Origin of the sequence: Asticcacaulis sp. EMRT-3 (genome assembly GCF_030027245.1) — a bacterium.
GTDB lineage: Bacteria > Pseudomonadota > Alphaproteobacteria > Caulobacterales > Caulobacteraceae > Asticcacaulis.
Map to the genome: position 1 here is coordinate 1,022,789 of NZ_JASERT010000001.1, position 14,828 is coordinate 1,037,616.

13 protein-coding genes are annotated in these 14,828 nt (G+C 53.1%); 9 read left to right on the forward strand and 4 right to left on the reverse strand.

Annotated elements, in window-relative coordinates; translation table 11 throughout:
* Positions 1-241 precede the first annotated feature (241 nt).
* Both QB905_RS05035 and QB905_RS05040 read left to right on the forward strand, forming a co-directional pair.
* Positions 242-1,384 carry a Fic family protein gene (locus QB905_RS05035; RefSeq protein WP_282973459.1) on the forward strand — a complete coding sequence of 381 codons (1,143 nt, stop codon included), beginning with the start codon at positions 242-244 and terminating at the stop codon, positions 1,382-1,384.
* 137 nt (positions 1,385-1,521) lie between these two features.
* Positions 1,522-2,919 carry a hypothetical protein gene (locus QB905_RS05040; RefSeq protein WP_282973460.1) on the forward strand — a complete coding sequence of 466 codons (1,398 nt, stop codon included), beginning with the start codon at positions 1,522-1,524 and terminating at the stop codon, positions 2,917-2,919.
* 112 nt (positions 2,920-3,031) lie between these two features.
* Here QB905_RS05040 and QB905_RS05045 read toward each other — a convergent pair whose 3' ends face one another.
* The 3 genes from QB905_RS05045 to QB905_RS05055 are packed head-to-tail and all read right to left on the reverse strand — an operon-like array spanning position 3,032 to position 6,696.
* Complete coding sequence (locus tag QB905_RS05045; protein ID WP_282973461.1) at positions 3,032-4,969, reverse strand: DUF3732 domain-containing protein; 1,938 nt, start codon at positions 4,967-4,969, stop codon at positions 3,032-3,034.
* Positions 4,966-5,484, reverse strand: coding sequence for a three component ABC system middle component (locus QB905_RS05050; RefSeq protein ID WP_282973462.1), 519 nt, complete (start codon positions 5,482-5,484; stop codon positions 4,966-4,968). The genes QB905_RS05045 and QB905_RS05050 overlap by 4 nt, the downstream gene beginning before the upstream one ends.
* A 3-nt stretch (positions 5,485-5,487) precedes the next feature.
* Positions 5,488-6,696, reverse strand: a complete 1,209-nt coding sequence (locus QB905_RS05055; protein ID WP_282973463.1) for an ABC-three component system protein — start codon at positions 6,694-6,696, stop codon at positions 5,488-5,490.
* Positions 6,697-6,983: 287 nt separating this feature from the next.
* Between QB905_RS05055 and QB905_RS05060 the strand changes: the two genes are divergently transcribed.
* From QB905_RS05060 to QB905_RS05070, 3 genes are all read left to right on the forward strand, one after another.
* Positions 6,984-7,490 (forward strand): antirestriction protein ArdA, encoded by a 507-nt coding sequence (locus QB905_RS05060; protein ID WP_282973464.1) that lies wholly within the window; start codon positions 6,984-6,986, stop codon positions 7,488-7,490.
* Positions 7,491-8,036: 546 nt separating this feature from the next.
* A complete protein-coding gene (locus tag QB905_RS05065) occupies positions 8,037-8,297 on the forward strand; it encodes a FitA-like ribbon-helix-helix domain-containing protein (RefSeq protein ID WP_282973465.1) in 261 nt (86 codons plus the stop codon).
* The gene (locus QB905_RS05070; RefSeq protein ID WP_282973466.1) at positions 8,294-8,707 is read left to right on the forward strand and encodes a PIN domain-containing protein; all 414 of its coding nucleotides are present in this window, start codon (positions 8,294-8,296) and stop codon (positions 8,705-8,707) included. Before QB905_RS05065 ends, QB905_RS05070 begins: the two co-directional genes overlap by 4 nt.
* A gap of 235 nt (positions 8,708-8,942) precedes the next feature.
* Here QB905_RS05070 and QB905_RS05075 read toward each other — a convergent pair whose 3' ends face one another.
* Positions 8,943-9,206, reverse strand: a complete 264-nt coding sequence (locus QB905_RS05075; RefSeq protein WP_282973467.1) for a hypothetical protein — start codon at positions 9,204-9,206, stop codon at positions 8,943-8,945.
* 1,035 nt (positions 9,207-10,241) lie between these two features.
* On the opposite strand from QB905_RS05075, the gene QB905_RS05080 reads away from it, so the two are divergent.
* From QB905_RS05080 to QB905_RS05095, 4 genes are all read left to right on the forward strand, one after another.
* Positions 10,242-10,580 carry a P-II family nitrogen regulator gene (locus QB905_RS05080; RefSeq protein WP_282973468.1) on the forward strand — a complete coding sequence of 113 codons (339 nt, stop codon included), beginning with the start codon at positions 10,242-10,244 and terminating at the stop codon, positions 10,578-10,580.
* 56 nt (positions 10,581-10,636) lie between these two features.
* Positions 10,637-12,043 (forward strand): type I glutamate--ammonia ligase, encoded by a 1,407-nt coding sequence (glnA, locus tag QB905_RS05085; protein WP_282973469.1) that lies wholly within the window; start codon positions 10,637-10,639, stop codon positions 12,041-12,043.
* Positions 12,044-12,382: 339 nt separating this feature from the next.
* The gene (locus tag QB905_RS05090; protein ID WP_282973470.1) at positions 12,383-13,858 is read left to right on the forward strand and encodes an ammonium transporter; all 1,476 of its coding nucleotides are present in this window, start codon (positions 12,383-12,385) and stop codon (positions 13,856-13,858) included.
* Positions 13,859-14,126: 268 nt separating this feature from the next.
* Complete coding sequence (locus tag QB905_RS05095; RefSeq protein ID WP_282973471.1) at positions 14,127-14,828, forward strand: TorF family putative porin; 702 nt, start codon at positions 14,127-14,129, stop codon at positions 14,826-14,828.

A 14,828-nucleotide genomic window follows, 5' to 3' on the forward strand; every position in this document is an offset into this window, starting at 1 on the left:
TAATCTCGAAAGTTAAGATAAGCAGTAGCTTATCGTGGCCATCTCAACCGGCGCTTTAGGTTCCCTCCCAGCGCCGGTACGGGAACTCTCCCGTGCCCAGTCAGGGGCGTTCAGCGCACCCCCTGATACCCCCGCGCCGCATGGCCATGCGCTTGCTCAAAGTCAAACGTGATGGATAAACGCTATCTTTATCAATCATTATGGGCTATATTTTGATGGATAAATGGAGCCGGTATTCATCATGTCGTGGAATTGGGAAGAAAAAGACTGGCCGAATTTCCGCTGGGATGCGCGGAAATTGGCTAAGGCGGAAGCCCTTTTCGTTGAGGGCGCCGGTGTCGTCATTGGTGCATCAAAGCACCTGGACGAGACCGAACGGCAGGGCCTCAGCATCGAAATCATGAGCCATGAGGCCGTCGATACTTCGGCCATCGAGGGGGAACGCCTTGACCGCGACAGCGTGCAATCCTCCATCCGCAGGCATCTGGGCATGGCTACCGATCACCGCCGTAGCAACCCGGCAGAGGCCGGTATCGCGGAAATGATGGTCGATCTGTACCAGCACCTGCCGGGGCCGCTGGAGGAGCCGGTTCTGATGAACTGGCACCGCCTGCTCATGAATGGCCGCACCGACATCAAAGATGTGGGGCGCTATCGCACCCACGACGACCCGATGCAGATTGTCTCCGGGGCCATCTATGAACCCAAGGTGCATTTTGAAGCGCCGCCGTCTAAACAGGTCAGCAGCGAAATGGCCCGGTTCATGGGTTGGCTGGAACAGAGCGGCCCGAATGGTGGCACTCCCCTGCCCCCGGTCACGCGCGCCGGCATCGCGCATCTGTGGTTCGAGAGCATCCACCCGTTCGAGGATGGGAATGGCCGCGTCGGTCGCGCCATCATCGAGAAGGTTCTGGCGCAGGGGTTATCTGCCCCCATCATCACCGGCATGTCCGGCACCCTCCTGAAATACCGCAAAGCCTATTATCAGGCCCTTGAGGACGGCAGCCACGGTCTGGAAGTGACCGATTGGCTGCTGTGGTTTGCCACCAAGGCAATTGAGGCCCAGAAATATACCCTCGCCCAGGTCGAATTCATCCTGAACAAATCCCGCTTGATCGATACCTTACGCGGCCAACTAAACCCCCGCCAGGAGAAGGCGCTGCTACGCCTGTTCGCTGCCGGTCTGGACGGATTTACCGGCGGCCTGAGCGCCGCCAAATATATGAGCATCACTGACGCCCCGCCCGCGACCGCCACCCGCGACCTGAATGGCCTTGCCGATATGGGAGCGCTTGTACGGACAGGGGAACGCAAGTCTACCAGGTATCATTTGAATATCCCGATGGAGTCAATTCCGGCTATAAGTGTGAGTGACATACAATAACTGCAAACCCACACACTCCGTCAGAACAACCTATGACAAAGGAAACTTGGACGAGCAAATGCAGCGATGAAGCTGACAAAGCCAATAGCCCCAGGCGTATTAAGCGCCTAAACATCTATTCCTTTTGAGGAACCAATATGCCCCTGCTCGAATTCCCTGAGGATATGTTCCGCCTTCGAGAGGGGGAGGTACCAATGTACGGTGAGTTTCCTGACCTCAAAAAAGGCGTTCGCTTTTTCGTTTCATTGATGCCCGACGATGAATGGTCGCGTCGTCGCGAAGCAGTAGCCAAGCGATTTTACAATTCGCTAATCAGCGAGCCTGAGACGACTGACGAAAAAGGACGCTTCTTCGACGAACGGGACCAGTTCGCATGGTTCCTTTTCTTAGGAGAATCCTTCACTGATCACCCACAGAATTATGAGCCGGTCTACGGTTGCCGAGTAATCCCAATCCTAGCAGCAATTGGCCGCAACCTCGATACCTTACATGGTGTCGAAGGCTTTGTTGAAAAAGCTCAGGAGATCACTGCGCGTGAGAAATCCCAACCCAATGGTGGCCTATTCGAGATTCTTGTCGCTGCGGCATACGCCCGTGCGGGGTGGAAGGTAAAATTCAAGCCAAGACAACGTGGCATCGCACGCACCCATGACCTGGACGTCGAGAAGGACGGCAAGCACTATGCCGTCGAATGCAAACGCATCGAGGGTGGTGAATACATCGAACAAGAACGCGCACGTATGCGGCAACTTTGGAAGCCACCCAGCGCGGCGCTCGCGTTACAAGAACAGCGAAGCACGCTTCTAACTGTTCGTTTCAACGTCGAACTAAACGACGTGCCTGATACATATCTTTCGGTCAAAGTGGGGCAATTTATCAAATCAGGCCTACCGGCATGGATTTGGCACGATGGCATTGGGGTCGGAATCCTAAAAAACCTCGATTTAGGCCCCATTCAAGAGTCGCTCAAAAAAGGCTACATTCTTCACCCTGGCCCTGTTTTCAACAAGACCCTTACTGGCTCTTATGTCCGCTACGATAGCCTCGTCTCAGTCTTACGCATGAAATACGCGCCAAACCCGCACTTCATTGACGAAATTGACCTCGCGGTTCTGGCGCGATGGTCCAGCCATTCCGAGGCAGCAATCGAAAAGAAAGCACGTGATATTCAGTCTAAATTGGTTGAGGCCAACAGCCAATTGCCGACTGATGCCCCCGGCATCATTCATATAGGCTTTGAAGCGCTGTCAGGAGATGACGTTGAGCAACGGCGTTACGAGAAGATCATTCAACGTGTGCGGAGTTTCAACCCTGCCCAATCAAAACTTGAGTTTGTCTACTGCCATTATTTCGCCCCAGAAGCGCCTGTAGAGACGGCTTGGGCCTTTGACGAGACTTTCCAGTGGCATGCTCCCCATAATGGCAGCCGACCACTTGAAGACGTATTACTTGTGGTTCCTGAAAACAATGGCGGCCCGAGACATGGTGTCCATTGGGACGGCCAAAATGTGAATTATACGATATTTGAACCTTAAATATCCTCAATGATATCCGTTAAGCAGGTCTCGTAATTAGTATATGGGGCTCCATTTTAGGGACAAAATCTACACCGCGAATTGTGGGAGCAACTACGCAGGCTGACAGGAGCTAGTTTTGCCTAAGCCAAGCAACCGGGACCAGTTTGATGCCATCACGCCACCGCTGCGTTATCGAACTTAGGAACCAGTCCTGTAATAGCTCAACGTGGTCGGTGACAATAATTTGCGTTTTAGCCTCTGGTTGATGCACGTAATCCCAAAGTAGCTTATACAGCCGGGTTACAGCCAACTGATCTTCATCCTCCCCTGTAATCTGACCAACATCACGCTCAGGAGGATAGTGAGCCTGCGATGGCTGATCAAACATGAGAAACGCTGGTATGGGCCTTGTCTTGGCCCTAAACAGCTTATGGATAGCAAGGTGAGCAGCAACATGATAGCCAACCCAGTTTTCACCACTGCCAATTTGAGATAATGATAGCGGGCCATCTACGGTATCAGCAACTACAGTAAGGTTTTTGCGGTCAAGGCGCAGTTGATTGTCGCCATGCTCTAAACCTAGTTGAACGGCGTAGGTGGTAATATCGCGTCCAACCAAGCTCAGCGCAGTGGTGAGACGCTCTTCCATAGCTTCTTGATCAAGTGCGCGTTCCAGTTCTGATACTTCTGCACGCAAGCGTGCAATTTCTACGCGAATTCCGTCATCAGACGAGATCGACTTAACGCTGTCCAAATAATACCCGATTCTTCCCGAAACGCGGGCCTGTTCAGTAAACTGATCCTGCTCAATTCTAAGTCTCTCGTTGTCGGCAATGCGGGAGGTTATGTCCTGTTGCACACCTTTCATTTCCTCTTCTCTGGCCGTCATCTGTGTTTCAAGTTCAGCAATCCGACTTTGAAGACGAGGATTGTCTTTCCTTACCGAAGCAAGCTGCCTTTCAAGGCCCTCAAACGAGCGATGAATTTCATCAACTGAAGGAACCGGTGTCCGAAGCTGGCTGTCGCATACTGGGCAAACGTTATGAATAGCATCCTCAGGCTTCAGTAAGCCTATAGAAGCGAGCCTCGCCTGCTGTTCCTTTGCTTCATTTTCAAAATCAGATGTGTCTCGGGCTAGCTTACCCAACTCTTTAATTTCCTCACGCAGTTCTTGCAATTCCGCGCGCAAACGGCGCCGGCGTTCTTCTAAGTCGCTTAAATCGGCCGATGGATCATCGATATTAGCATAACTAAGTGACTTAGGGGCCGCCGCCTCCGATAGCATCCTTCGAATGGCTTCGGGGGAATCTGCGGAAGCTTCGGGAGCTAAAAGGCCAACCCGCTTTGCTTCCTGAAAGAGACTACGAGTTGTCCCCTCTGCCTCTTGTGCTAATGCCCGCATTTCAGTGAATTCGCGTTCAAGCCGACGCAAGCGAGCCCGAGCATCATCATATCTCTTCTGCTTAAGAAAATAGTCTTCTCCCATCGCTCCAACAAAATAGGGTAAGGAATCTTTTATTGCCTGCGGAATAAATTGTTCGCCCTGACGATGAAACAGGAGCCGACGATTGGCAATTTCATCCTGTGCTTGGAGGCAGAAGAAAATGGCCTGACTGGAAGAAGCCTCTAAAGGTTTTCGAGTTGCCCCGATTTCAGGTGTTAGCAAATTTTCGGCAATACCAAGTAACGAAGATAGGTGAGATCGCAGACCATCTACAGTTATGTTTTTGGCGAACAGGTTAGAGCTTGTCGGCAAATCTTCGACACCACGCTCAAAATAAATATCTTCACTTGCCTTACCTGCTGGACCAGGATTCCGCCGTGCAATTAAGATACCTTCGCCATCCCGATCGAATAATACGACGAACCATGAGACGCCACGCCGAATCTCGCCCTCAGCAATTGTGCATTCAGAGCGACCCCAGCAATAATCGACTATATCTAACAGCGCTGATTTGCCAGTTTTGGACGCGCCGGTTACGATATTAAGCGTGTTAAGCTCAAATCGAATATCACGGCATTCACCTTCCTTGGAATAGACCGCAATCGCCCGAATTTGGAAAGTCATATTCTTACCCCCATACTTTGAAGTACCATTGCTGGCTTGGCTTGACTGGCAAACCAACGGCCCAGCAAGCCTGCCGCACTTCTGATATCGTCAACTTCTTTGGTCGTAATTTGGGGTTTAGCGGATAATTTTAGCGGGTTACTACCAAGCTTTACCCCATCGCCAGATATGTCAATCACCTTCATTTGAGCCAAAAATAGCAAAGATTCACGTGTAACAGACCTAAGGCGCGACATTCGGTCCGGAATTTGAGCAAGGATAGCGTCATGATCCGCCGACCAGCCGCTAAATGCCGTATTTGACTTTCTAGGCAAGGAGTGTCGTGACGCTGGATGCAACAAAAGAGGCAAAATAATGAATGAAATTGCCAATGGGAAAGCCGTCTCGGTCACTCGGGTGTATTCTTTGACCGTACGAAATAACATCTCGCCACAAAAAGCAGGGTTGAAGAATGCAGCTTCCTCAGGCGGTCTTTCACGCCAAACCAAGTCCCAATGTGTGTGCACCGTCCCCATCGTCTATTCCTCTGCCAAACAGAGAGTTGAATAATCGCGATGCCAGCCTACCCGAAGATCATTTGCCAACATATGGTAGGAACCCACACTGAGAAAACGTGATGTATATGATCGCAGCGGGAAGCGCGCCTCAGCTTCAACCCATTGGTAAATCTGTTGCCCAGCTTGGCGCAGCACTGGATCAGTTGCCTCAGCGATTGCATTGGCATCGCACATCGCGCTAAATCGAGGCTCCCACTCTTCAATTAAAACAGCCTCAAAATTTTCGAGTTCGCCATCCAACACGACATGCTCTCTCGTCCATTTTGATCTCTGGGCGAAGGCACGGTAGTAATCCCTTTTCGCGTAACCAATACGATTGCCACCAATGCCTATAGCCTTTAGTTGTCTAACGAAGTGAAAACCCTCATATTGCTCTACATCGTTATCTGAGGGCACGGCAAATTCGAGATCTGCGACTAACGCATCTCTCTTCAGCATATCCCGGATATCGTCCAATTTTGCCTCAAGCTCCGCGATAGCAATTGGTGACGCTTGGGCGCTCGCTAATGAACTACAAACACGCGGCCACCACCAACCTTCCAAACGCTCACGGGCTTCGGCGGCTTTTCCGTTTGGCGCGCTTAGTCTCAGCAAATCTTCCAAAACTTCATCAAGATTTGCGAGAACCTCCTGACGATCAACAACCTCGACTACACTCAAAAGCGATGCACGCATGGGCTCAGTTAAGGCCAAGAAAGCCGCAAAGGCAGGCTTTAAAGCCAGATTTGTTGACGTCTCTGCGACTTTAGAGAGCCTATCAGCCGCCGATTTTGGATCACGTTTCACACCGGCAGGATATGCTGCTTGCGGACGTAACAAAGAAGCCACCGACTCATCTGGAGCCACCCCTGTTGTCACGAGAACAAGTCGTGTTCTCGAAGGTAGAGACGGATTATTAGTTATGGCTTCCGCCCAGATACGAAGTGTTTTCCATAGGTCAGGGCTTGAATCGGTCAAGCTCCCAACCCTGTCGATATGATGCTTAACTTGTAACAGTTCTAGTGGGGTGTAATTAGCCGAGAATGATATATCGTCAAGTCGCTCAATAGCGACTTCAATATTTGTGCCCTTGTTCACGTGCGGAATACACAATGCTAGCGCCAAGCGCGCTTGATAAAAGTATCCCGCAGCCGAAGGGGCTGCACTGAATTTCGGGCTGCCATTGCTCAAAATACACCTCCAAGTTGGGACGCTATCTGAGTTCTTCTACTCTTGCAATGGATGTAAAATTAGAACCAAGTCATCTATGTGATTGATTGGACTACGGGCTTTGCCCCACGCGCTCGCAAGGGTCTGCGATGAACAGCCCGTGGCGTATCCCCAGCCTTCCTGTGCTTCGCTGTGTGCAGGCCGGGTGATGCCCCTCGCCATGAGCTGCCCTTGCGGTTGCTACCCCCACCCTCGGCGGGAGCCAACGGTTGCTATGCGCAACCCAAGCTCAATGAGGGAAACAGACCATGCCCACTCTTTACGCCCAACCCTACGACACATCCGCTATCGGCTTCTATTTTGACAGTGAGGCGGATTATCTCGCCAAGTCTGCAGGACTTAGAAACGCCTACGGCCAGTTGGTCGAGGAATTTGAAATCCAATTTATCCAGGGTGAAGGCCTGGACTGTCACCTGTTTGGGGCGCTCGGCATCCATCAAGGTAGCGTTGGCGGGTATTTTGATGCGGTGGAAATTTGGAGCGCCGATGACAAAATCAGGGTCATTATTGCCATTGGCGAGGCGGGTTACAGCTTTGACCTCGGTAGCGACAGCCCGGACAAGTTCGAGGTGGACCTGTACGCCTGCGAATCGCTCCGCGACCTGGCCATACAGTTTGTCGATGACGGCCTATTTGGTGACATCCCCGACAGCATCCAAAACTATCTCGATTATGATTCTATGGCCCGAGATTTGAGCATCGACTACGGCCAAGTTACCATCGATGGCGCGCCTTATATCTACCGCTGCGCCTGACCAAAAGGCGCGCGCTGCTCACCGGCTAATAAAAACGTGTGAAAACAAGGGTCATCAGACACAGTTTTGGACACAGTTAAAAATTAAATCGTTGCAAACTACTGATTTTATGCTATTTTTAATAAGTTCAATCAGAACCTAAATCTGGTGCGTCTACCAATTCCGCCACACCCGCAAATTCAATGAATTTAAATAGTTATGCCTGTTTACTCAAGTTAATACAATTTGTAGAGCAAAAATTTCTAAACATTTTCAAATAGTAGACTTGGACACACATTATCCAGCCTTTTTGCCTCTGATTTTAACGAAATTTGCGATTTGAGGAGGGGTAAAATTTTTTCTTCCTGACAGAAAGGCTGGCGCGTTCGCGCATCTCGCGCCGTGTTCACGTCGCTCCCTTTCCCGCGTGCGTTCGCACGCCAGCTTGCAAAAACAAGCCCAAAGATCACGAAGGGATAAAACCCACAACGCGACCGCAATGATTTCATTGCGGTCATTGATTGCGCTTGGTATACTGGCTGCGCTTGCAAGATATGGAGAACCATCGTGGCTACACTGACAATCAGAAATATTGATGATGCCATCAAAGAGCGCCTGCGCGTTCTGGCCGCCCAACACGGCCATTCCATGGAGGAAGAGGCCCGTGTCATACTGAAACGTGCCACGGGAGGCGTTACCGCCACCGGCCTTTGGGCATTGTCGCGCCAGTTGTTCGACAAAGGCAAAGGCATTGACCTTCCATTGCCAAGCCGCACCGCAGATCGGGCCGCGCCCGATTTTGGGGCTGACGACAAGGGCGGCCGATGATCATTCTCGATACCAATGTGGTTTCCGAATTGATGAAACCTCAGCCTGATTTCCACGTGCACGACTGGCTGATGCAGCTTGGAGAGATACCCTTAACGACGACAACCATCACCGTCGCGGAAATCGAATATGGATTGCAGCGCTTGCCAAATGGGCGACGCAAGACAGAATTGCAAGCAAGCTTTGCGGCCTATATCCAGGCACTCGCTGTACTGCCATTTGACGAAGTGGCGGCCTATAAGGCGGGCCAATTTCGGGCTATTCGCGAAGCGTCGGGCCAAGCGGCACATCCGTCGGATATGATGATTGCAGGCATTGCCGCTGCCGCAGGAGCTGCCCTGGCAACACGCAATATCAAGGATTTTGACGGCCTGCAGATTCCACTAAGTGACCCGTGGCGCGCACATTGAATAAGGTGCGGGGATCAGCACAATAATTCATAGCTTATTCTCTGGTTGCGCCCCGATGAGCGATGGCTGTCAGGTGACGCGAGCGGCTCCAAGGTGCGCCGCGCAGTTTACAAAAATGAAAATCCTCGGCGTTAACCGCCGAAAATTTAACACCCCGCAAACTGCCGCCAGCAGGATGATCGATAAATCGTCATTTTATCGATCAAAATAGTCCATAATATGATCGATAACCTTCCTAACGTAACCCGCGCTGGGCCGCCGGCGAATCGCTTTCACTTGTCCTCGTCGCCCACCCTTTATTTTGACTACCCCAATAAACCGCCAAGCCTCCTAAAACGGCTAGCCCGACGCCCGCCACCAAGACCGTGATCGTTCGGCGGTCGATTCCTCGTATCGCAGAGGCTTTTTGCATCTCTTCTTCGACCATACGGGAAGCGTTCATAACCTCTTTTTCGCTACCCCACTTTATATGCTTGCCTTGCTCGTCAATGATCACCATGCCACCTGGCCTTTTGCTGCTTAGGCGTGCAATCCCTTCGTCCCAGAGCGTAGTTGGGTTTTGGGATCCATGAAAGTCAGGAAACTCAACTGCCTCAACAGTGCTGAGTGGCATTCGTGTATTTCTGGCTTCCCCTCCCAACCGTTTAAGATCGGCCTTAATGCGCTCGTCACATTGGTCAAGCATTGAGGCGGCAGGCAATGCCGTTCCTTGAGGGGCTGAGTACGAAAGCGTAAACTGCAATCGGCGTCCCGGCTTGTCCCGAGCAGCAGGATGATCCCAGCCTAAGTAGTCTCCCACATCCCTGCTCTATAGAAGGGATGATGCGAGGCACTGGCATGCTGTTGCCGGATGCCAACATCGCCCCACTATCCCCATTATGCACCATCGCTCGCGATCTAAGCCTCTGTCGTGCAAAGACCACGATAGACGGGGCCTGGTATGTGTACCGGCAGGATAAATTGGCCACGCCAAAACTCGGCTCAAATCGTATGTGAACACGCTTTTTGGGCACAGTTTTAGACACAGTTAAAAAATAAATCGTTGCAAACGATTGATTTTATGCTATTTTTTACAAGTTCAATCAGAACCTAAATCCAATGCGTCTACCAGTTCCGCCACATCCGCTTGCGCAGGCCGTTCAGTGACCGCAAGACCTGAGGACGCGCTTGCGGGCCGCCTGTCTGACGCAAAGCCCGCCTCACGTCAAGCGCCAGCACATGACGCATTGCAGCGAATGCGCCGTTTTATAATGAGCTATGCCGCCATGAGGTCATATGCCAAGCCGGTTTTCGTTTATGCGGCGAAAAGCGACGATGACTTCCGACGATTTTCGCTTTATATGTCATCAAATCACGCTAAAACGTATTTTTTCTTTGAAATTTAAGCTCTCAAGGGCTAAACGCACACCCATCGCGTTCACGCATCGTAATCGATTTTTACAGCCATGTGAGCCTAGTGCCCGCAAAACGGCTTGCATTCTTGCGCAATGCAAACAAGGTACGACGTTGAACGGTCTCGTTCTATGGATTGCTCATGAAAAAGATAGAAGCCGTCATTAAACCCTTTAAGCTCGACGAAGTGAAGGAAGCCCTTCAGGAAATCGGCGTACAAGGCATGACCGTGCTGGAGGCCAAGGGCTATGGCCGCCAGAAAGGCCACTCGGAACTTTACCGTGGGGCTGAATACGTTGTTGATTTTCTTCCGAAAATCAAAATTGAGCTCGTCGTTTCCGACGACCTGGCACCCGCGGCACTGGAAGCCATCCAGACGGCCGCACGCACAGGCAAGATCGGCGACGGCAAGATCTTTGTGAGCGACATCATCGAGGTCGTTCGCATCCGCACCGGGGAGTCCGGGCCGCAGGCGGTTTAAACCGTCTCGATCCCCCTCCCATTTTTAAATCTCCGGCTTTATGGGGCGTCATCAATATGACTTCTGCAGACATTCTCCAGCTCATCAAGGACAAGGACGTCAAATATGTTGACGTGCGCTTTTCCGACGTGCGTGGCAAACTCCAGCACGTAACCTTCGACATCGATCTGGTTGACGAAGACTTCCTCGACGACGGCACCATGTTCGATGGCTCCTCGATCGCCGGCTGGAAGGCCATCAACGAATCCGACATGAAGCTGCGTCCGGATCTGAAGTCGGCCTATATCGACCCCTTCTATCAGCAGACCACCCTGTTCCTGTTCTGCGATGTCGTGAACCCCGACACGAACGAGCCCTATAACCGCGATCCGCGCTCGATCTCGAAAAAAGCCCTGTCCTATGTGCAGGCCTCCGGCATCGGCGATACGGTCTATTTCGGCCCGGAAGCCGAATTCTTCATTTTCGACGACGTGCGCTGGTCGATCTCGCCGGAAAACACCGGCTACGCCTATGACGCCTCGGAACTGCCGTCCAATACCGGCAAGGTCTATCCTGAAGGCAATATGGGCCATCGTCCCGGCATCAAAGGCGGTTACTTCCCGGTCAACCCGGTCGATTCCGCTCAGGACCTGCGCGGCGAAATGCTGGCCGTCATGGGCGAACTGGGTATGGAGCCGGAAAAGCACCACCACGAAGTGGCGCCTGCCCAGCACGAACTCGGCCTGAAGTTCTCGGACATGCTGACGATGGCCGACCGCCTGCAACTCTATAAGTATGTCGTCCATAACGTCGCCCACGCCTATGGCAAGACGGCCACTTTCATGGCCAAGCCGATGTATGGCGATAACGGCTCCGGTATGCACGTCCACCAGTCGATCTGGAAAGACGGCAAGCCCCTGTTCGCCGGCGACAAATATGCCGGTCTGTCGGATCTGTGCCTGTGGTATATCGGCGGCATTATCAAGCACGCCAAGGCCATCAACGCCTTCTCGAACTCGACGACTAACTCCTATAAGCGCTTGGTGCCGGGCTACGAAGCCCCGGTTAAGCTGGCCTATTCGGCGCGCAACCGCTCTGCCTCGATCCGTATTCCGTGGGTGTCGTCGCCCAAGGGCAAGCGTATCGAAGCCCGCTTCCCCGATCCGATGGGCAATCCCTATCTGACCTTTACCGCCCTGCTGATGGCTGGTCTGGACGGCATCGAGAACCGTATCGATCCGGGCGCCGCCGCCGACAAGAACCTGTATGATCTGCCGCCGCAAGAGCAAAAGAACATCCCGGAAGTCTGCGGCTCCTTGCGTGAAGCGCTCGAAAATCTCGACAAGGATCGCGCCTTCCTCAAGAAGGGCGGCGTGATGGACGACGATTTCATCGACTCCTACATCGAACTGAAGATGGAAGAGGTCATGAACCTGCAACTGCGTCCGCATCCGGTCGAATTCGACATGTACTACAAGTGCTAAATCTGCGCTGAATTGACGCATTGCCTTCTGGCAGGTGCATCAGCTATAGGGCCGCTTCCGATCAGGAAGCGGCCCTATTTTTTTGCACCGCAACAATTGCCTTTTCATAATTGTAAATTTCAAAATATATTATTTCAATTGAAACCATTATGCTTTCAATTGCAACCATTTTAAAAAGTCCGAAATCAGATAGGTTTAGGCGTAATTCGACACATAAATGACGCAAACCATCCCTCACCCGGCTTACAGGCTTCGTTAAGCGCACAAACCCCTTTGCGATCATTTCAAGTCACGGCACTGTGAGCAGGTGCAATATCCGCAACCCAAAGGGGGATTACTTTGAAAACGTGGATCAAACTCTCAAGAGTGCTTGCTGCGGCAGCCACTCTGCTCCTGGTGGCCCCCGCCGCCAGCTTCGCACTGGCTCAGGATGCCGCCCCCGCGGCCTCCGCTGTTGCCAGCGCTTCCGACTCTATGATGTCGGCCTCGGCCGAAGTTTCCACCTCGGCCTCGGCAGACGCCTCCTCGTCAGCCGCCGCACCTGTGGTTCTGAAATCGCAAGCGGTTCTGACAAGCACCACGCTCAGCGCCGCCAACACGACCTATCTCATCTTCTGTACCGCTATGGTGCTGATGATGACCCTGCCGGGTCTGGCCCTGTTCTACGGCGGTATGGTGCGTCGCAAGAACATCATCGCCACCGTCACCCAGTCTGTCGGCGTTACCTGCGTGGTGGCGATCGTCTGGTGGGTCGTCTCCTACTCGATGGCCTTCGGCACGGCGGCAACGCCGATCTTCGGCATCCCGGCGGACACCCTGAACCTGTTCTTCGGCGGATTTGACAACTTCATGCTGAAGGCGGTCACTCCGGGTACGGCTTACGCATCGGCTCCGACGATTCCGGAATATACCTGGATTTCGTATCAGATGACCTTTGCCATCATTACGCCCGCCCTGATCACCGGCGCCTTCGCTGAGCGCGTCAAGTTTTCGGGCCTGCTCCTGTTCATGGTTCTGTGGTCGATCCTGGTTTACGCCCCGATCTGTCACATGGCCTGGGGCGGCGGTATCATGGCCCAGCATCACGTGCTCGACTTCGCCGGTGGCGCCGTCGTTCACTGTAACTCCGGTGTGGCCGGTCTGGTCTGCGCCCTCTTCCTGGGTCGCCGCAAAGGCTACGGCACCGATTCGATGCCCGCCAACAACCCGATCTACATCATGATCGGCGCTTCGCTGCTGTTCGTCGGCTGGATCGGCTTCAACGCCGGTTCGGAATGGGCGGGCGACACGATCGCTTCGGCGGCCCTGCTCAACACCATCCTCGCCACCTGCATGGCTGGCGTATCATGGAAAATCGTTGAGTGGATATTCCGTGGCAAGCCGTCGCTGATCGGCATCCTGTCCGGCATGGTCGCCGGTCTGGTCGTCATCACCCCGGCCTGCGGTTTTGTCAATCCGACGGGTGCCATGATCTGCGGCCTGCTCGCCGGTCCCGTCTGCTACGCTTCGGCCACCTGGGTGAAGAAACTCCTTGGTTACGACGACTCGCTGGACGCCTTCGGCATCCACGGTGCTGGCGGCTTCCTCGGTGCGGTTCTCACCGGCTGGCTGGCGGATCCCGCCATCAACTCAGCGGGTGCAGGCCACTCGGTCATGGCGCAGCTCTTCGGCCTCGGCATCACCATCGCCTGGTCGGCTATCGGCACCCTGATCATCCTCATCATCTGCAAGTACACGACAGGTCTGCGCGTGACGGCCGATGAAGAAGAAGCCGGTCTGGACGCCTCTCTGCATGACGAAGTCATGGACCACTAACCACTCTTAACCTGTTGCACAAAAGTTGCAGGGCGTCCGCTGGTCGGACGCCCTGTTTTTGTTACTTCATAAGGAAATATCGGCGTTATACTGCCATGATAACGACATGATCAATGCAAATTTGCCACACAAATTTGTTATATGGTCACACCCCTTGGAGTGGTGTCATAAATCTGCAATCATACGTTTGCGTCGCACAATGACATAGAATGACGCGGGAAACGTCTCGGAGAGGTTTGGCACACAAATCCGATCTGAGGACAACGAAATGAAAAAAATCCTTTTGGGCGCTGCCGCCCTCGCCGCCCTGGCTTTTGCCGGTTCCGCCTCCGCCACTACCAGCATTGCCGGCGGCACGCTCGCCTACAATGTCGCCGCCACCAGCGACTATGTTTTCCGTGGCGATTCGCAATCCTCGACCAAGCAGAATACGCCTGCTATTCAAGGCGGCCTCGACTACACCAATGGCATCTTCTATGTCGGCACCTGGGCTTCCAATGTTGACTGGGAATATTCCAAGGGCACGAAGAACCTCGAAGTTGAAGTCTATGGCGGCGTTCGCCCGACCTATAAGGATTTCAGCTTCGATTTCGGTCTGGTGACCTATAATTACGGCACCAAGGAACTGGACTTCTCTGAAGTGAAGGCCGCCGTCAGCCACCCCTTCTACAAGGCCACCATCGGTGCCGCCTTCTATGACAATGTCACCTGGGCTGAATCGGGCTATTACGAAGTCAACGCCTCTTATCCGCTGACCAGCAAGCTCAGCATTTCGGGTGCCGTTGGCGAATCCGCCCTGCTGGGCTCCAAGTACACGACCGAAAATCTGGGCCTGACCTACGCCTTCACGCCGATAGTTTCGCTGGACGTGCGCGCTTCGGATACCAATGTGCCTGAGTCGAGCGCCTACGGCCCCTATAACAAGCCTTACAAGCCGCAGCTCTCTGTGACCCTCAAGGCCGCTTTCTGA